General features: G+C 68.1%; 18 protein-coding genes and 1 pseudogene. 12 read left to right on the top strand and 7 right to left on the bottom strand.

The genetic code is table 11. The features are described from left to right. Positions 1-201 precede the first annotated feature (201 nt). The 3 genes from J2Z79_RS17585 to sugE all read left to right on the top strand — a co-directional run bounded on the left by J2Z79_RS17585 (position 202) and on the right by sugE (position 4627). Positions 202-1083: an alpha/beta fold hydrolase gene (locus tag J2Z79_RS17585; protein ID WP_209468208.1), complete on the top strand. Its 882-nt coding sequence runs from the start codon at positions 202-204 to the stop codon at positions 1081-1083. A 39-nt stretch (positions 1084-1122) separates the two neighbouring features. Then, positions 1123-4155, top strand: a complete 3033-nt coding sequence (locus J2Z79_RS19230; RefSeq protein ID WP_209468207.1) for a putative bifunctional diguanylate cyclase/phosphodiesterase — start codon at positions 1123-1125, stop codon at positions 4153-4155. Between the two features lie 151 nt (positions 4156-4306). Further along, positions 4307-4627: a quaternary ammonium compound efflux SMR transporter SugE gene (gene sugE / locus J2Z79_RS17575; protein ID WP_209468206.1), complete on the top strand. Its 321-nt coding sequence runs from the start codon at positions 4307-4309 to the stop codon at positions 4625-4627. A 38-nt stretch (positions 4628-4665) separates the two neighbouring features. On the opposite strand, the gene J2Z79_RS17570 is transcribed toward sugE, so the two are convergent. Then, positions 4666-5841, bottom strand: coding sequence for an acetyl-CoA C-acetyltransferase (locus J2Z79_RS17570; protein WP_209468205.1), 1176 nt, complete (start codon positions 5839-5841; stop codon positions 4666-4668). A gap of 157 nt (positions 5842-5998) precedes the next feature. Between J2Z79_RS17570 and J2Z79_RS17565 the strand changes: the two genes are divergently transcribed. The 5 genes from J2Z79_RS17565 (at position 5999) to J2Z79_RS17545 (ending at position 9791) form a co-directional block, all read left to right on the top strand. Continuing rightward, positions 5999-6850: a BglG family transcription antiterminator gene (locus J2Z79_RS17565; protein WP_209468204.1), complete on the top strand. Its 852-nt coding sequence runs from the start codon at positions 5999-6001 to the stop codon at positions 6848-6850. A 199-nt stretch (positions 6851-7049) separates the two neighbouring features. Continuing rightward, positions 7050-8171 (top strand): PTS transporter subunit EIIC, encoded by a 1122-nt coding sequence (locus J2Z79_RS17560; protein ID WP_209468203.1) that lies wholly within the window; start codon positions 7050-7052, stop codon positions 8169-8171. 29 nt (positions 8172-8200) lie between these two features. Then, complete coding sequence (locus J2Z79_RS17555) at positions 8201-8440, top strand: PTS sugar transporter subunit IIB (RefSeq protein WP_209468202.1); 240 nt, start codon at positions 8201-8203, stop codon at positions 8438-8440. Next, positions 8441-8923, top strand: a complete 483-nt coding sequence (locus tag J2Z79_RS17550) for a PTS sugar transporter subunit IIA (RefSeq protein WP_209468201.1) — start codon at positions 8441-8443, stop codon at positions 8921-8923. Further along, positions 8910-9791, top strand: a complete 882-nt coding sequence (locus J2Z79_RS17545) for a DUF7916 family protein (protein WP_209468200.1) — start codon at positions 8910-8912, stop codon at positions 9789-9791. Before J2Z79_RS17550 ends, J2Z79_RS17545 begins: the two co-directional genes overlap by 14 nt. Positions 9792-9839: 48 nt before the next feature. On the opposite strand, the gene J2Z79_RS19335 is transcribed toward J2Z79_RS17545, so the two are convergent. From J2Z79_RS19335 to J2Z79_RS17535, 3 genes and pseudogenes are all read right to left on the bottom strand, one after another. Next, positions 9840-10076 (bottom strand): hypothetical protein, encoded by a 237-nt coding sequence (locus J2Z79_RS19335; RefSeq protein ID WP_425353544.1) that lies wholly within the window; start codon positions 10074-10076, stop codon positions 9840-9842. A 163-nt stretch (positions 10077-10239) separates the two neighbouring features. Beyond that, positions 10240-10467 (bottom strand): annotated as a pseudogene (locus tag J2Z79_RS18700) (SpoVR family protein); the annotation flags it as partial. A gap of 50 nt (positions 10468-10517) precedes the next feature. Next, entirely contained in the window at positions 10518-10955 is a 438-nt protein-coding gene (locus J2Z79_RS17535) for a hypothetical protein (protein WP_209468199.1), read from the bottom strand. Positions 10956-11191: 236 nt separating this feature from the next. On the opposite strand from J2Z79_RS17535, the gene J2Z79_RS17530 reads away from it, so the two are divergent. Further along, positions 11192-12925: a hypothetical protein gene (locus J2Z79_RS17530; RefSeq protein ID WP_209468198.1), complete on the top strand. Its 1734-nt coding sequence runs from the start codon at positions 11192-11194 to the stop codon at positions 12923-12925. A 7-nt stretch (positions 12926-12932) separates the two neighbouring features. Here J2Z79_RS17530 and J2Z79_RS17525 read toward each other — a convergent pair whose 3' ends face one another. Next, positions 12933-13181 carry a hypothetical protein gene (locus J2Z79_RS17525; RefSeq protein ID WP_209468197.1) on the bottom strand — a complete coding sequence of 83 codons (249 nt, stop codon included), beginning with the start codon at positions 13179-13181 and terminating at the stop codon, positions 12933-12935. A gap of 84 nt (positions 13182-13265) precedes the next feature. On the opposite strand from J2Z79_RS17525, the gene J2Z79_RS17520 reads away from it, so the two are divergent. Beyond that, positions 13266-13751, top strand: coding sequence for an ATP-binding cassette domain-containing protein (locus J2Z79_RS17520; RefSeq protein ID WP_209468196.1), 486 nt, complete (start codon positions 13266-13268; stop codon positions 13749-13751). Between the two features lie 12 nt (positions 13752-13763). Beyond that, entirely contained in the window at positions 13764-13997 is a 234-nt protein-coding gene (locus J2Z79_RS17515; RefSeq protein ID WP_209468195.1) for a hypothetical protein, read from the top strand. Positions 13998-14086: 89 nt separating this feature from the next. Here J2Z79_RS17515 and J2Z79_RS17510 read toward each other — a convergent pair whose 3' ends face one another. Together J2Z79_RS17510 and J2Z79_RS17505 are read right to left on the bottom strand one after the other, a co-directional pair. Beyond that, a complete protein-coding gene (locus J2Z79_RS17510; protein WP_209468194.1) occupies positions 14087-15448 on the bottom strand; it encodes a SpoVR family protein in 1362 nt (453 codons plus the stop codon). Between the two features lie 128 nt (positions 15449-15576). After that, positions 15577-15993: a zinc ribbon domain-containing protein gene (locus J2Z79_RS17505; RefSeq protein ID WP_209468193.1), complete on the bottom strand. Its 417-nt coding sequence runs from the start codon at positions 15991-15993 to the stop codon at positions 15577-15579. Positions 15994-16456: 463 nt separating this feature from the next. Between J2Z79_RS17505 and J2Z79_RS17500 the strand changes: the two genes are divergently transcribed. Beyond that, entirely contained in the window at positions 16457-17080 is a 624-nt protein-coding gene (locus J2Z79_RS17500) for an HAD family hydrolase (protein WP_209468192.1), read from the top strand. The last annotated feature ends 92 nt before the right edge of the window (positions 17081-17172 follow it).

Here is a 17172-nt window from a genome sequence, read left to right as displayed (position 1 = left end):
CGCACTCACCCGCCGGCAATTTATACTTGCACTTACATTGTAACGCAAAATCCGGGCGCCCGCGAGGGGTCTCCCGGATTTTGTCTACAGCCTGAGGCCCCGTCCGCACCTTTCGGTGCGGCCGGGGCCTTCCTATTATAAAGGAACGCTGCGGCTGTGTTACAATCGGGTAGATCCTGTACACAAGGAGCGATCTGGAACGTGAAGACGTATCCGGTTTCCATCAGCACCGAGACCCACGGCCTGGCCGGCAGCCTGGTGCTGCCGGAGGGCGCCGCAGCAGGATCGCCCGTGCCCGGCGCCGTCATCATCGGCGGCCCGGGGCCGCTGCCCCTCCAGCGCCGGGCGCAGGACGGGACCAAGAACTGGCCGGTGGTATGGGCGGAGTCCCTCGGCGCAGCCGGGCTGGCCTGCCTCTGCTACGACCAGCGGGGCAGCGGCGAGTCGACAGGGCTGTACCACGCGGCGGACTGGGACGACCTGTACGCCGATGCCGAGGCCGCCGCCGAGCTGCTGGCCGTGCAGCCCGAGGTGGGCTGGACCGCGGCCGTCGCCTGGGCCGACGGCGCAGGCTTCGCCCTCCGGCTCGCCCTGGAGGGCAAGGTGGACGGCCTGATCCTGCTGGCCGCCGGCGCCCTCACGGCCGGGACCCGCTACGCCGCCCAGGTGGCCCGGCTCGCCGCGTCCCGCGGGCTCTCGGAGCGGGTAGTCCAGCTGCGCGTCCGCCAGTGGCAGGCGCAGATCGCCGACGTGCGCCGGCGGGTGGAGGCCGGCGAGCACATCGCCGAGACCGACGTGGGGGGCCGGCGGGTGGTGACCAACCTGCGCCGCTTCCTGGCCCTCACCGAGTTCGACCCGGGCGCCCTCGCCCCGCACGTCACCGTGCCGGTCCTCCTGCTGCACGGCGCCACCGACGGGGTTGTGCCGCCGGAGGAGTCCGAAGTGCTGCGCGACCGGCTCGGAGGGCCGGTGGAGCGGCAGGTCTACCTGGAGGAGGGACACTTCGTCTACCGCTCGGCCCGGGCCATCGCCGACGCCGCGGCCTGGATGCGCCGCAGGGGTGCAGGAGTCGCGGGAGAATAGAGCGAAAGAACTGGACAACCCCGGGAGAGGAGGCTGAGCGTGTCCCAGAACACCGCCACGCGCTTGCTGGTCACGACGGCGGTCGTGGAACTGACCACAGGCATCGCCATGTTCGCGTTCGCCGACCACTTCCGGTCCGTCCTCTACGCGCCCATGGCCCCGCTCCTCCCCCACCTCTCGGCAGCGCTGCTGGCCGGGGGCACCCTGCTCGTGATGAGCCTCCGGTACGGCCCCGTGCTGCCGCTGCAGCGGCTGCTGAACCTGCTGGCCGCCGTCCCGCTGCTGATGACTTCCTATCTGATCTTCGGCGCCGGCGGCGTGACCGGCGGTGTGACGTACGCCATCCTCGCCATTGGCGTGGCCGTCTCGGGATGGGTTGCCGTGCCCCGCATGTTCCGGGTGACCATGGGCTGCATCGAGACGGCCGTCGGCCTCCTCTTCCTCCTCGCGCCCGGCCTGTTCTCGTCGCCGGGCTTCCGCCCCCTGTGGCCCTACATGCCCGCGGTCGGCCTCCTCGGGCTGAGCAGCGGGCTTCTGCTGCTTCTCGGCCGCGGCTTCCGCCTGCAGGAGCGTTGGCGCTGGGTCGAGCTCTACGCTGCGGCTCTTCCCGCGCTGCTGGTGGCCACCTTCTGGAACACAGGCGCCTGGTCCGGCGTGGTGCTCTGGGCGGCCCTCGGTGCCGGCCTCATCCTCGACTGGGTACCGGCCGCGCGCAGCCCGGAGCGGACAGCCGAGGCGGCCTGGACCAAGGACCCGCACGAAGCGTGGTCGGCGCAGGCGTTGCAGCACGTGGAGAGCCTCTCCTGGCTGCTGGTCCTGCTGGTGGTCAGCACCGCTGCGCTGCTCGGCGGCGGCGTCGACCGGGCCCTGCCCAACGCGGTGGCGTTCGTGCTGATCGTGGGCGGCTTCAACCTGCTGTCGCGCTGGCCGCTCCCGCTCACGCTGCCGCACCGGCTGCGCCTGCACCTGCACCTCGTGGTTCTGACCGTCGCGATCAGCCTGGTGGCCACGGCGCCGATCGCCTCGCCGCTCCTGCCGACCATCCTGATCGTGCCCCTGATCGCGGCCCGGGCAGGCGGCGCCCGCCAGGGATACGCCATGCTCGTGGCGGTGCTGGTCCTCATGGCGCTCAGCCGGCTCAACCGCTCCGGCGAGTTCCCGCCGCCGCCGGTGATGGCGGCCGTGGAAACAGTGAGCATGGGCATCCTGGGCGTGGCCGGCGTGCTGATCGCACGCACGCAGCGCGCGCTGTTTCACCAGGTGGCCGAGACCACACAGAGCCTGGCGCGTAAGAACCAGGAGCTGCAGGCCGTCAACGAGGAGCTGTCCGCGCAGCAGGAGGAGCTCGCGGCCCAGCAGGACGAGCTGCTGCGCCAGCACCGCACGCTCCTGGACCAGGCGCGGGAGCTCAGCGCACAGCGGGACGAGCTGATGGAGAGCGAGGGTCGGTTCCGGGCCGCCTTCGAGAACGCCCCCATCGGCATCGCCCTGGTGGGGCTCGACCTGGTGATCCTGCGCGCCAACCCCGCCCTGCACGGCATGCTGGGGTACGAGCCGGGAGCGCTCACGGGCGTGTCGCTGTGCCATATGACGCACCCGGAGGACCTCCCCGCCCACCGGACCAGGATGGAGGAGGTGCTTGCCGGGCGGGCGGAGGACTACGCGGTGGAGCAGCGCTTCATCCACCGCAGCGGCGGGATCGTCTGGGTCTCCGCCAGCCTCGCCACCGTGCGGGATGCGCAGGCCAGGCCCCTCTACTTCGTCGCCCAGATCATGGATGTGACGGCCCGGCGCAGCGCCGAGGAGCAGCTGCGGCGCATGGCCAACTTCGACCCGCTGACCGATCTGGTGAACCGCCGCTACTTCCAGCGGCAGATCCACGCAGCCCTGACCGGCTCCGACGAGCCCCGCGGCGCGCTGCTGTTCCTGGACTTCGACCGGTTCAAGTTCGTCAACGACACGATGGGCCACCTGGCCGGCGACGACCTGCTGAGGGGGTTGGCGCAGGTGATGTTGCGCATTATCGGCGAGCGCGGCACGGTGGCCCGCCTCGGCGGCGACGAGTTCGGCATCCTCGTCCCGGACATCGACGGCCCCGGGGCGAAGGAACTGGCGGCCCGGCTGCTGGCGGCCGTGCGGACGCACATCGCCTTCTTCAACGACCGGCCGGTCGGCGTGACCGTTTCCATCGGCATTGCGCTCTACCCGGACCACGGCCGCACGGTGGAGGAGCTGATGCTGCACGCCGACCTGGCGATGTACCAGGCGAAGCACAGCGGCCGCGACCGCTACCGCGTCTTCTCGCCTGACGGCCCGGAAGCCGGCATGGGCGCGTGGCCGGCCTGGGAGGCCCGCATCCGCACCGCGCTGGCGGAGAACCGGTTCACCCTCGTCTTCCAGCCGATCCTCGACCTGCGGCGCAACGAGGTGACCCAGTACGAGGCGCTGCTGCGGATGGTCGACCGCGACGGCAGCCTGATCCCGCCGGCGGAGTTCCTGCCGGTGGCGGAGTCCTTCGGGCTGATGCGCGACATCGACCGGTGGGTCGTGCGGCGGGCGGTCGAGACCATCGCCGAGCAGAGGGCGTGCGGCAAGCAGATCACGCTCTCGGTCAACCTCTCCGCGCACGCCCTGACGGACCCGGACCTGCTGGAGCACATCCGGGGGCTCATCCACGAGCACCAGATTCCCCCCGGGTCGCTGCGGTTCGAGCTCACGGAGTCTGCGGCGGTGTCGGACCCGGACCAGGCGGCCTCCCTCATCCAGGCCCTCACGGAGATGGGCTGCCAGTTCGCGCTGGACGATTTCGGGTCCGGCTTCTCGTCGCTGCTCTACCTGAAGCAGCTGCCGGTGCGCTCGCTGAAGATCGACGGCGGCTTCATCAGCCGGCTGCACGCCGACCCGGTGGATCAGAACCTCGTGCGGGCCATCGTCACCATGGCCCGGGGGCTGGGCATCCAGACCGTGGCGGAGTACGTCGGCTCCGATCAGGCGCTGGACATCCTGCGGGAGTGCGGGGTCGACGCCGCCCAGGGGTTCCACGTGGGCCAGCCGGGGCCGCTGCCGGCGTGATAGGCGGCCCGCCCCTTGCGGCGCACCGCAACGGCGGGTAGAATAAGGGGCGAGCTGCGTACACGGCGGGATAAAAGCCCGGGAGGAATCACCTGCGTGATCTCCCCCGGGCCTTTCGCTTGCGACACGATTCGTCGGGAGGCTGTGACACTTGGCCTGGATCTACCTCGTGATCGCGGGGCTGATGGAGGTCGGCTGGGCAACCGCGATGAAGTACTCGGCGGGCTTCACCCGCCTGTGGCCCTCGGTGCTGACGATCGTGCTGATGCTGGCCAGCTTCGGCCTGCTGAACCAGGCGATGAAGTCGCTCCCCCTGGGCACGGCCTACGGCGTCTGGACCGGCATCGGCGCCGTGGGCACGGCACTGGTGGGCATCCTGGCGCTGGGCGAGCCCAGGGATGCGCTGCGCATCCTCTTCATCCTGATGATCCTGGCCGGCATCGTCGGGCTGAAGGTGACCTCCCGGTCGTGACCGGGGCGCCCGGCGCCTCCCCGCGGCCGCGTCGCTGCTCAGGGCAGTGCCTCCACCACCGCGGCGATGCCCTGGCCGCCGCCGATGCAGAGGGTAGCCAGGCCGTACCGGCCGCCCCGGCGGCGCAGCTCGAGGAGCAGCGTGAGCAGCAGGCGCGCCCCGCTGGCGCCCACCGGGTGGCCCAGGGCGATGGCGCCGCCGTTGACGTTGGTCCGCTCGCGGTCGAGGCCCAGTTCTTTCTCCACCCCCAGGTACTGGGCGGCGAAGGCCTCGTTCACCTCCACCAGGTCGATGTCGGCGAGGCTGAGCCCGGCCCGCTCCAGGGCCCTGCGGCTCGCCGGCACCGGCCCCATGCCCATGTAATGGGGGTCGACGCCGGCCACCGCCCAGCTCACCAGCCGCCCGAGGGGCTTCCAGCCCTCGGCCTCGGCCCGGCGGGCCGAGGCCAGCAGCAGCATTGCGGCGCCGTCGTTGATGCCGCTGGCGTTGCCGGCCGTCACGGTGCCGCCCTGCTTGAACCGGGCGGGCAGCCGCGCCAGGGCCTCGTAGGTGGTGTCGGGCCTCGGATGCTCGTCCGCTTCCAGCCGGCGGACCTCGCCGCGCCGGGCAGGCAGCTCGACGGGCGCGATCTCCTCGGCCAGCCGCTCCCGCGCTGCGGCCGCCCGCTGCTGCGAGAGCAGGGCGAAGCGGTCCTGCTCATCGCGTGCGATGCCGTAGCGCTCGGCGATGTTCTCGGCCGTGATGGCCATGCCGCATCCGCAGTAGGTGTCGGTGAGCGTCTCCCACAGGGCGTCGCCCAGCTCGGGCGTGCCGATGCCGGACCCGAACCGGTTGCGCAGCACGTACGGGGCCTGGCTCATCGACTCCGCCCCGCCGACCAGCGCCACGCTGGCCTCGCCGGCCCGGATGCTGTGCGCGGCCGAGACCGCCGCCTGGAGCCCGGACCCGCAGAGCCGGTTGACGGTCAGGGCCGGCGTCTCCACCGGGATGCCGGCGTACAGGGCGATGTGCCGCGCGAGGTACGGCGCGTCCTTGCCGGTGTGGATGACGTTGCCCACGACCACCTCGTCCACCGCAGCGGCCGGCACGCCCGTCCGCTCCAGCGCAGCGCGCGCGGCCGCCACCCCAAGGTCGACGGCCGAGATCTCCCTCAGCGCGCCACCGAAGCTGCCGAAGGGCGTGCGGGCGCCCCCCAGAATCACCACGTCGTCCAACCCCGTTCCCTCCCCTTTCCTCGGACTTTCGATTCCCTCTGCTCTATCTTCTCTGTCATCTCCCGATCTCCCTTGTCCCCGAGGCGCGGCTCGCTGCCGCGCGGGGTTCCTGGTCCACTCGGCAGGAATCTCGCAGAATGGAGGGAATAGGTATGATATGGAGACGTACAGGGACTGCCCCTTGCGACCCCTGAAGGCCCTGAACAACAACGTCCTGCTCGCGTACGATCCAGGGTCCGACCAGGAGGTCGTCGTCGTGGGGCGGGGGCTGGGGTTCCAGGTCTCGGGCCCTGTCAGCCCGGACGATCCCCGCATCGAGAAGGTCTTCCGGCTGGACGAGAGCCGGAACCGCACGCGGTTCCTGCGCATGACGGAGACCATCTCGGGCGCCGTCATCGGCGTGGCCGAGGAGATCCTCCACCTGGCCGCCGGGCGGTTCGGCCCCCTCTCCGAGGAGGCCCACCTCACGCTTGCGGAGCACCTCGCGGCGACCCTGGACCGCGTCCGGCAGGGAATGCCGGTGCCCAACCCGTTCCTTGCCCAGATCCAGCTGCTCTATCCCGAGGAGTACGAACTGGCCGGCCAGGCGGTGGAGATGATCGCAGCCCGGCTGGGGGTGTCGCTCCCGGAGGAGGAGCAGGGGATCCTGGCGCTGCACCTCCTGGGGGCCCGGCGCAGGGAGTCGCCCAAGGTGGTGGCGCGATACCAGGCGCTCATCCGCGAATCGGCTGCGTTTCTGGCCTCCGAAGCAGGTATTTCCTGGTCCGACGACGACCCGCGCCTCGCGCGCATCCTGCTTCACCTCCGGCTGGCCGTCGAGCTTATCGTCTCGGGAAAGGGCGAGACCAATCCGGTCCTGGACCGCATCCGCACCGAGTACCCCGACGCGTTCGACCGGGCCCGCCGGCTCGGCGACTACATGGCCGAGCGTCTGGGCCGGCCGGTGAGCGACGACGAGGTGGGGTATCTGGCCCTGCATCTCCTGCGCCTGAAGAACTTGACACAGTAGCTCTTTGCGCTGGCGTGTTACCGCTCTTTGCAGACGGGCATGAGCCAGCCAGAGGAGTCCCGGCACCCGCGCGGGTGGTGGGGCGATCTCTGGCTGGCTTTGTGCTTGATCAAGGCCCCGAAGAAAGGAGGGTAGGTTCCGGTTCCGCCGTTCCGACCCCGGGTTCACACCGTCATCCTGTGAGAAGGAGGTCTGAAGGATGCTTGCACAGCTGCAGAAGGTTGGTAAGGGTCTCATGATGCCCGTGGCCGTCCTCCCCGCGGCGGGTCTGCTCCTGCGACTCGGTCAGCCGGACGTCCTGGACTGGCCGTGGATGGCCCAGGCCGGCGACGCGATCTTCAGCAACCTGCCGCTGCTCTTCGCCGTGGGCCTCGCGGTCAGCCTGGCCAAGGACTCGGGCGTGGCAGGACTCTCCGGCGTCGTCGCGTACTTCGTCATCACCAAGGTCGCCGTCACAATCAACGACGAGATCAACATGGGCGTCCTGGCCGGTATCATCGGCGGTATCCTGGCGGCCAACATGTACGTGCGCTTCAAGGACACCAAGCTGCCTGACTACCTGGGCTTCTTCGGCGGCAGGCGCTTCGTCCCCATCGTCACAGCCGGTGCTGCAACCGTCCTCGGCCTGATCTTCGGGTTCATCTGGCCTCCCATCCAGCACGGCATCGGCGCCATCGGTCAGTGGCTGGTGGCCGCCGGGGCCTTCGGTGTCGGCATCTTCGGCCTGCTGAACCGGCTCCTGATCCCGCTGGGCCTGCACCACGTCATCAACAGCCTGGTCTGGTTCGTCTTCGGCGAGTTCCCGAAGGCCGACGGCACCATCGCGACCGGCGACCTGAACCGGTTCTTCGCGGGCGACCCGACCGCCGGCTTCTTCATGGCCGGCTGGTTCCCGATCATGATGTTCGGCCTCATCGGCGCGGCCCTGGCCATGACCCATGCGGCCCGTCCCGAGAACCGCGCCCGGGTCGGCGGCATCATGCTCTCCGCGGCCTTCACCTCGTTCCTGACCGGCATCACCGAGCCGATCGAGTTCGCCTTCATGTTCGTCGCCCCGCTGCTCTACGCCATCCATGCGGTGCTGGCCGGCATCTCCATGGCGGTCGCGCAGCTGCTGGACATCCACCACGGCTTCACCTTCTCGGCGGGCCTGATTGACTACGTGCTGAACTACGGCATCGCATCCGATAATGCGTGGCTGCTGATCCCCATCGGCCTCGTGTTCGCCGTCCTGTACTACTTCATCTTCCGGTGGGCCATCGTGCGGTTCAACATCCCGACGCCCGGCCGGGAGGTGGACGACAGCGGCGCACCCAATTGATTGAGTATCACTGACAGGGAGTGGTGAACGTGAACGACAGAGAGAAGGCCCAGGCGATCCTGGCCGCGCTGGGCGGCAAGGAGAACGTCGCCGAGCTGGAGTCCTGCATCACCCGCCTCCGGCTGGTTGTGAACAACCCCGCCGCCGTGGACGAGAAGCAGCTGAAGGCGCTGGGGGCCGTGGGCGTCATGAAGGTCGGCAAGGTGGTGCAGGTGATCCTGGGCACCTCTGCCGAGCGCATTGAGCAAATCATGAAGGATATGATCTAGATGACCGTGGTCACCCTGCTTGCCCCCATCTCCGGCCGTGCCGTACCGCTCGACGACGTCCCCGACCCGGTCTTCGCCGGCCGGATGCTGGGCGACGGTCTGGCCATCGACCCCGGCGGCGACCTGGTGGTTGCGCCGGCGGCCGGCGAGGTGGTCGCCCTCTTCCCCACCGGCCACGCCCTGGCCCTCCGGACGGCCGCCGGCACAGAGATCCTGATCCACCTGGGCGTCGACAGCAGCAAGGCCAAGGGCGTGTTCCGCCCCGTGGTCGCGCTGGGCGACCGGGTAGAGGCCGGCCAGCCGCTGATCCACCTGGACCTGGCGGCGCTGCGGGCGCAGGCCCGCTCGCCGCTGAGCCCGGTGGTCGTCCTCGACCCCGGCGCGGACCGCCGGGTGGAGGTGCTGGCCGAGGGGCCGGTCGAGGCCGGACGGGACGCCGTCTGCCGGGTGGTGGATGGGAGGAACTGCGATGCGACTTCTTGACATGCCGCCCTCGGGGCTGACGCGGCTCACGCGCCCGGCGCTGCTGGAGGGAATCCGGCTCTCGGAAGGCCGGCTGGTGGTGGCGGAGACGGTGGTGCACGCCCCTCCCCTGGTGGACGGCGTCAGCAACGCCGAGCTCGCGGCCGCGTTCGGGGCCGACATCCTGCTGCTCAACTGCTACGACTGCACCCGCCCCGCCATCGCCGGGCTGCCGGAAGGCACGGGGCAGACCTGCGGCGATCTGAAGGCGCTGGTGGGCCGGCCGGTAGGGGTGAACCTGGAGCCCAGCGACCGGGTTCCGCCCGGCCGCCGGGCCACCCCGGAGAACGCCGCGCGGGCGGTGGAGCAGGGTGCCGACTTCATCTGCCTGACGGGAAACCCCCACACGATGGTGACCAACGAGTCCATCCTGGAGGCCCTCCGGCGGATCCGGCAGGCCGTGGGCGACAGGGCCGTGCTGATCGCGGGCCGGATGCACGCGGCCGGGGTGGGCCTCTCGGACGGCAGGGGGCTGCTGACCCCGGAGGAGGCCGAGGCCTTCGTGGACGCCGGTGCCGACGTGCTGCTGGTACCCGCTCCCGGGACGGTGCCGGGCGCCACGGTGGACGGGGTGCGGGCCTGCGTGCAGGCCGCACACCGCAAGGGCGCGCTGGCGCTCTCGGCCATCGGCACCTCCCAGGAGGGCGCCGACGAGGCCACGATCCGGCAGCTGGCGCTCTACGCCAAGATGGCGGGCGTCGACCTGCACCACCTGGGCGACGCCGGCTACTTCGGCGTGGCGGTGCCCGAGAACATCCTGGCCTACTGCCTGGCCGTGAAGGGCAGGCGGCACACCTACCGGCGCATGGCGGTCTCCGCACGGCGGTAGATGCGCTGGTACGACGGACCGGGGGCGGCACAGGCCGTCCCCGGTCATCTATATGGTCTCCCTCCGCACCTTCTCGCCCTCGCAGGTGAGGCGCACCGCCTTGCCCTCCACCCGGGTCTCCAGGTGCACCGGCCGGCCCCAGATCTGGTGGACGTACTGCAGCGTGCGTTCGGCGTAGGGCAGGTCGAGGTCCCGGCCGTCGTGCTGGTGGCGCAGGTAGAGCTCGCGCCGGCCCTTGTAGTCGCCGTCCTCCACCACGATGTAGGGGTGGCCGGAGTTGGTCATCGCGTCGCAGAGGGCGTCCCGCACCCGCTCCCACTGCTTGTCGGTGATGGTCCACTCCTCGTCCTTCAGCTCGTAGACGAAGAGGTCCAGGTGGCGTCTCCGCCTTGGGCTCCGGCGCCTCCCGGCGGGGGAAGGGGTCGATGTGGTCGGAGATGGAGAGCACGGCATCCAGGAACCGCTCCACCTCGAGGCTTCCCTCGTCGATGCCGTACTGGCGGATGCGCTGGGCGTTCTGGCTCACCGTCTCCAGCATCTGCCGGTTGGTGGGGGCGAACCAGATATTGTTCTTGAAGAAGTCGGTGTGGCCGAACACGTGGGCCACTACGAACTTGTTGTGCAGCAGGGAGTTGGTCTCCAGCAGGAAGGCGTAGCTGGGGTTGGCGTTGATCACCAGCTCGTAGATCTTGCTGAGGCCGTAGTCGACACGGACCTTAGGCACGCTTACGGCAGTTTGGTCACCCCGATCCAGCAGACGGAGTCATGGAGTCCGGCGGGGCTTTGTTCCGTAAGGTAGCGCTCCATCAAGACGGTCAGGACGTCGTCGGGGTCCATGTCCACGGCTGGCAGGTCCAACCAGTCCCCCGTGCGCACGAACTGAACCTCCCCCCTCTGGGGGTCGTACACGACCTCCCCGCGTAGGCCAGGTCCTTCAGGACGCTTAACCTTCTGGTGCTCCTCCAGAACCTGGCTAAAGAAATACCGGAAAGTGGCAGGCTGGTAGTCCTTCGGACGGCACAGGTTGATGTAGCGGCTGATGTCGGTCCCCGTGTTTTCCACCGCCGTCTGATCGGTGTTGCGGAGACCGACCTTGAGTATGATGCTCCGAAAGTAGCTGCTGTTGTCCTCAATCACCTTCTCCATCGGGATGCCAACAGACATGTCCTCTTGATATTTGTCGGATTAGACGGTATAATCAGACGGGTAGCGTCAAGACAGTTCCGGCAGCAGTCCGGGGACTGATAAGAAAGGGCGGTCATATGCAAGGACTGCCTGTAATCGTAGTCGACAGCGAACATGGCATCATCCCCAAGGATGAGGCAATGTAGAACTGTGCGGCTGGCCCTAACTGGGGAGTCTACCCAGGGAGGGCCAGCCGCAGTAAGGAGATGCTGCAGGTGATACACGACCGCAGGAAACAACTTGTCTCCGCACTATTATTAGGCGTGTTGTGCTTCTCCCTTGTCAGTTGTGGACGCCTCACGGAGCAACCCCGACTGTTGAGGGTGGAGGTTCCCGGCGAAGTCTACGGGTTCATCTGGCCAGAAGCGCCCCCCTATGCGGTGGACTATGTACCCGGATCGGCCTTCACCCTCACGTTTGACCGGCAGTTGGCACCGGAGCAGGACTTGGAACTGTTCTACATTCAACAGGGCTCCTATGTGCCCATCCACCCGGCCGGGTCACGAGATCCCTATTTTGGCGGACAGCCACAGGACGTCTACCGAATCCGGGGCAACCAGCTCAGGATCTGGGCCGCCAGCGGCGGGCTGCCGATGGGAACTGCGATGGTCGTTCTCCCGGCCGGATTGAAAGCGGCCGACGGCAGCGTCCTGAAAGAGGATGTTTCTTTCCTGGTCAGCCAGGCAAGACCAAGCCCGCTGGCACAGGTGCGCGATCTGGTCGTGGATCACGACACCAGTGAGAAACCGCTCTTACGTCTTCTGAGCGAACAGGGGGGGCCACCGATCGGTTACGCGGTGCGCGATAGCGTCGCCGTCGTGGACCAGCCCGATGGCCGTGTCATCCGCGTGTTGCAGCACATGGACACCTTCGTAATCGAAGGAGACCAGCACCACGGCTGGCAAAAGGTGACCTATTACACGCGGGCACCCGAGGCGTTGCAGTCCTCCGTTCCCCTCGGCGCCACCGTGTTCAACACCCCTGCCCTGGCCACCCCCCACACCGGATGGGTGCGGTCCGACCAGATCGGCACTGTACCGCAGCCGGAGGCTCCGGGTGTGGCTGTCACGGTGCGACTTTCTACCCTGTTCAGTGAAAATGCGGGGCACTTCGAGCCGGCCGTTCAGGTATTCGTTCCTCCGACTTGGCCGTGGACGGAGCGTTGGGCCGGAGGGGTTCTCACATCGGACCACGTCGCGGCGCTGGCATTCCGTACCGCGCCGCTGTGGGCCGGGAGCGTCGGAGTACGTTACCATGCGCAGACGGTGACGATAAACGGCGAGACGCTCGACATTACCGATCCCCGGGCACATCCTGCCTTGACCGGCATGTCACCAGAACAGTGGCAGAAGTTCCGGGACAAGCGCCGGGAGTACGTGGACGTGGTCCTCGGACTTCTGGAACAAGTGCCGGTACCGGAGGAGGTGCGGACGTTCAGGGATCGCGAGATCATCCGCCGCGTGCGATACTTGGCTGCGATTGAGGATGCCATGCTCGACTGGATTCGGCATGACGAGATGCGTTCGGTCACCCAGTTGGTTGAGCGCGTCGCCGCGCTGGATCTCGATCCGCCTCTGGACGTGGATCGAGCGGTTGATCGCCTCCATGCCGAACCGTTTCTCACGGTCTGGCCATGGATCCTTGCACACTATAGCGTGCCGTTTTACGAAACCCAAACCGCCTTCACGCTGTTGTGGCGGTCTGGCAGTCTGGACTTTGCCGGCCCTGTGGAGATCAGGCAACACTTCGGATCAAATGCCTACGAGGGCTACTCTCCGGATCACGGACTGGTGTGGTTGCTTTTCGATGGTTCCCTGTCTCCGGACCAGACCTACCAAGTGCGTGGCGCCCTGGAACTACAGAACCCTTGGGAGACGGCAGAGATCTTTCTTGATCCCGATATGCCCATCACCCACCCTATCATTAAGGTGACCGAAGTTTCGCCCTAGCAACGGCTCACATCGGCAACGTGCGTTGAAACCGCAACTCCCTGCCCTCCTCGCTGGTCACGCTCATCAACTCCGCCACGACGGCCGCCGTGCTGTGGTTGGCCGCGGTCCAGGTGCTCGGCGGCGGCATGACCACCGGCGAGATCGTCTTCGTCTTCGGATTGCTGACGTTCCTGCTGGCGCTCGTCCAGGGCGTGCCGCAGCTGGCCATCTCCATCATGGACGCCCTGGTCGTGATCGACCGGATACAGTCCATCCTCGAACTGCCCCTGGAGCGCCAGCTGGGCGGGTCGCTGCGGCTGGACACGACGTGTCCTTCGGCTAGGACCCGCGCCGCCCGGTGCTCAAGGGGATCTCCCTGGACGTACGGCCGGGCGAGCACGTGGCCATCGTCGGGGAGACCGGCTCCGGGAAGACGACCCTGGTCGGGCTGCTGGCCGGGCTGTACACACCGAGCTCGGGTGAGATGCTCTTTGACGGTCACCCGCTCCGCGACCTGGACCGGGAGCACCTGCGCAGGCAGGTGAGCGTGGTGTTCCAGAAGCCATACCTGTTCGAGGGGTCGGTGCTGGAGAACATCACGCTGCGCAAGGCGGCAACCCTCGACGAGGCGCGCAGGGCCGCCAGCCTCGCCGCTGCGGATGAGTTCATCCTGCGCCTGCCCCGCCAGTACGACAGCATGCTGGACCCCGGGGGAGCAAATCTCTCCGGCGGCCAGGCGCAGCGCCTGGGCATCGCCCGCGCCCTGTTCCGCGACGTGCCGCTCCTGGTGCTGGACGAGGCGACCAGCAACCTGGACTCCGCCACGGAAGCCCTGGTGTGGTAGAACATCCGCCGGGTGCGCGCCGGCACGACCACGGTGGTCATCTCGCACCGCCTCTCCACCGTGCTCAACTGCGACCGGATCTACGTGCTCGACAAGGGGCGAATCGTCGAGTCGGGCACGCACCAGGAGCTCATGCAGCTCCGGGGCACCTACTATCGCATCTTCCGTTGGCAGGCCCACTACACGGCCCCGCACGCCGGCCTCCGGCTGTGTCTACGCTCACCAGGCCCACCCGGCTCTGGCTGACGGGCTTTCACCAACAAGTCAGCGCCCATGCTGGGCGCACCAACAGATCGGGGGCGGCCTGCGCCGCCCCCGATCATCTATTTCGATATCTAGAGGGTCTCCCTCCTCACCTTCTCGCCCTCGCAGGTGAGGCGCACCGCCTTGCCCTCCACCCGGGTCTCCAGGTGCACCGGCCGGCCCCAGATCTGGTGGACGTACTGCAGCGTGCGCTCGGCGTAGGGCAGGTCGAGGTCCCGGCCGTCGTGCTGGTGGCGCAGGTAGAGCTCGCGCCGGCCCTTGTAGTCGCCGTCCTCCACCACGATGTAGGGGTGGCCGAAGTTGGTCATCGCGTCGCAGAGGGCGTCTCTCACCCGCTCCCACTGCTTGTCGGTGATGGTCCACTCCTCGTCCTTCAGCTCGTAGACGAAGAGGTCGAGGTCCTTGACCAGCTCCTCGGTCAGGTAGGTGCGCAGGAAGGAGACGTCGTTCTCCATCTCCCGCACCTCGAAGACCTTGTCGTGGCCGAAGCGCTTCTCGATGTCTTCGAAGACCTTCAGCCCGACGTAGTACGGGTTGATGCGGCGGTGCCCGGGCGTGCAGACCGCCGAGTGGAGCCGGCCGAACTCCACGAACTCCTCGTCGCTGAGGTCCAGCTCCCGCATGATGCGCATGTGCCAGAACGAGGCCCAGCCCTCGTTCATGATCTTGGTCTGCATCTGCGGTACGAAGTAGAGCGCCTCCTCCCGCACGATGGCGATGATGTCCCGCTGCCAGTCCTCCAGGTGGTCGGCGTGCTCCAGGAGGAAGAGCAGCAGGTCCTTCTCCGGCTCGGGCGGCACCTTGCGCCGGGCCGGCTTCGCAGTGCGGCCCCGGGCCACCCGCTCGCCCTCCTCCTGCCGGGGGAAGAGGTCGGCGTACGGCCCCTCCCCTCCCCTGGCTGGCGTCTCCGCCTTGGGCTCCGGCGCCTCCCGGCGGGGGAAGGGGTCGATGTGGTCGGAGATGGAGAGCACGGCATCCAGGAACCGCTCCACCTCGAGGCTCCCTTCGTCAATGCCGTACTGGCGGATGCGCTGGGCGTTCTGACTCACGGTCTCCAGCATCTGCCGGTTGGTGGGGGCGAACCAGATGTTGTTCTTGAAGAAGTCGGTGTGGCCGAAGACGTGGGCCACGACGAACTTGTTGTGCAGCAGGGTGTTGGTCTCCAGCAGGAAGGCGTAGCTGGGGTTGGCGTTGATCACCAGCTCGTAGATCTTGCTGAGGCCGTAGTCGTACGAAGCCTTCATGCTGTAGTACGCCTTGCCGTGCGTCCAGTGGCTGAAGCGGCCGGGCAGCAGGTATGCGCCGAACTCGTAGAGGATGGTCGCCGGCACGATCTCGAAGTGGGTGGGGAACGGATCCAGGCCCAGCCGCCGCGCCGTCTCCCAGATCTCCCCGATCGCCTCTTCCAGGACAGGCAGGTCACGGTCATCCATAGGGCTGTCTCCTCCCTCCCGATGGGGTTCCTACATTCTATGCCCCGGCGGGAGGGTGGAGTACTGAGACCGCACACCAAGACAGACGCCCGGGCTGCAGGTCAGCCCGGGCGTCGGCACGCGTGTGGCTACAGGGGAGAGCCGCACTGGTCGCAGAACCTGGCGTCCTCGTCGTTCAGCGCCCTGCACTGGGGGCAGCGAACCTTCACCACCGCCTGCGGCTCGGGCGAACCCTGCGCGGCAGAGGTGCGAACCTCCTCGAGGGCGTCCTTCACGAGGCCGCCCGCCGTGCGGGCCCACGGGCTGAGGTCCTCGCGGGCCTTCTCCGGGTCGAGGATCAGCCCGGAACCAGCGGCTCCCCTGACACCTCCGCTCATCATGAAGCCTCCGATCATCAGCAGCACGATGCCCCCGACGCCGCGCAGCGCCATCCCGCGCATTTCCGCGAACGGGTCGGAGAAGGGGTCGAAGAACGGGCCGGACTTGGGGGCAGAGAAGGGGATGATCAGGAAGTTCGAGAGGAACAGCAGAACGCCCAGGGCCATGACGCCCATGCCGCCGTAGTAGACCGCCTTCCGCTCCGGTGAGATCTGTGGCTTGCGCGTCCGGTCGGACCACCCCCGTCACATGTTGCGCTGCCGTACGATTATAGGACTCGCCACCGGTCCTTTAGGTTCGCTCCCGCCGGAGTCTGGGCCGGCCCGACCTTACGGAGACGAAGGTGTACCGTCGGCCGGGGGAGACCTAGGCGTTCCGCCAAGGCGCTCTCAGGCCTGGCGGCCGCGCAAGTGTCCGCGACAGGTTCGTTCCTGACGGGGAGCACCATCGCTGGAGCGCCGCACCGGCAGTTTGCTGGCGAACGCACTGACCGCCGAGACGAACTTCGCAGCCGAAAAGCAGGAGTCATGTCGCATTGCAGGAATAACCTTTCAGACCGTGATTCTCCGCGGGCGCCCCGGTGCCCGGTAACGGTCGAAGACGAAGGCGACTGACGTGGAGGAACAACTGGTGTACAAGTGCGTGGCCTTTGATGTGGACGGGACGCTGATCGATACCAACCAGTCGATCATCGCTTCGCTTCAGCAGGTACTGCTGGAAGAACTGGGGCGCAAGTACTCGGAGGACGAGCTGCGCTTTGCATTGGGGATTCCGGGCGCCGTGGTTCTGGAGCAGCTCGGGGTCCCGGACGTTCAGGCTGCCATCCACAAGTGGATCGCGTACAGCCGGGAGTCGAGCCACCTGGTAAGCGCCTTCCCCGGTATCGAGGACCTCCTGGCCGGCCTGAGGGCGGCCGGGATCACCCTGGGGATCGTGACCTCCAGGACCCGGGGGGAACTCGACATCCTCTCCCGCTTCGGGTTCCGGGACAGCTTCGCCGCCGTCGTCTGCGCGGACGACACCGAACGGGGCAAGCCGAGCGCCGACCCCCTCCTCAAGCTGCTGGCGGACACCGGGCTCGGGCCGGCCGACGTGCTGTACGTCGGGGACTCCGTCAACGACAGCCTGTGCGCACACGCCGCGGGGGTGAAGTTCGCCCTGGCGCTGTGGGGCGCCGTGAACCCTGCGGTGCCTTGCGACTACAGACCGGCGCACCCGTCTGAGCTCCTCACCCTGTGCCAGGCGGCGCGGTGAAATCGAGTAGGCCGTAGGGTCGCCCTACGACCTCTCACAACACCGGACATGCGGGTCACGCATCCGGCGTTTCGTCAAGCGCTCCGAGTCGA

The sequence above is a fragment of the Symbiobacterium terraclitae genome (assembly GCF_017874315.1).
GTDB lineage: Bacteria > Bacillota > Sulfobacillia > Symbiobacteriales > Symbiobacteriaceae > Symbiobacterium > Symbiobacterium terraclitae.
This window is presented reverse-complemented; position numbering and strand designations above follow the sequence as displayed.

Coding starts and splice junctions, on each gene's coding strand:
- J2Z79_RS17505 (WP_209468193.1), bottom strand. CDS start 15,993: ATGGCCCTGGGCGTTCTGCTGTTCCTCTCGAACTTCCTGATCATCCCC.
- J2Z79_RS17560 (WP_209468203.1), top strand. CDS start 7,050: ATGCTTGCACAGCTGCAGAAGGTTGGTAAGGGTCTCATGATGCCCGTG.
- J2Z79_RS17525 (WP_209468197.1), bottom strand. CDS start 13,181: ATGGACTGTATCCGGTCGATCACGACCAGGGCGTCCATGATGGAGATG.
- J2Z79_RS17550 (WP_209468201.1), top strand. CDS start 8,441: ATGACCGTGGTCACCCTGCTTGCCCCCATCTCCGGCCGTGCCGTACCG.
- J2Z79_RS17565 (WP_209468204.1), top strand. CDS start 5,999: ATGGAGACGTACAGGGACTGCCCCTTGCGACCCCTGAAGGCCCTGAAC.
- J2Z79_RS17545 (WP_209468200.1), top strand. CDS start 8,910: ATGCGACTTCTTGACATGCCGCCCTCGGGGCTGACGCGGCTCACGCGC.
- J2Z79_RS17510 (WP_209468194.1), bottom strand. CDS start 15,448: ATGGATGACCGTGACCTGCCTGTCCTGGAAGAGGCGATCGGGGAGATC.
- J2Z79_RS19335 (WP_425353544.1), bottom strand. CDS start 10,076: ATGACCAACTCCGGCCACCCCTACATCGTGGTGGAGGACGGCGACTAC.
- J2Z79_RS17535 (WP_209468199.1), bottom strand. CDS start 10,955: ATGTCTGTTGGCATCCCGATGGAGAAGGTGATTGAGGACAACAGCAGC.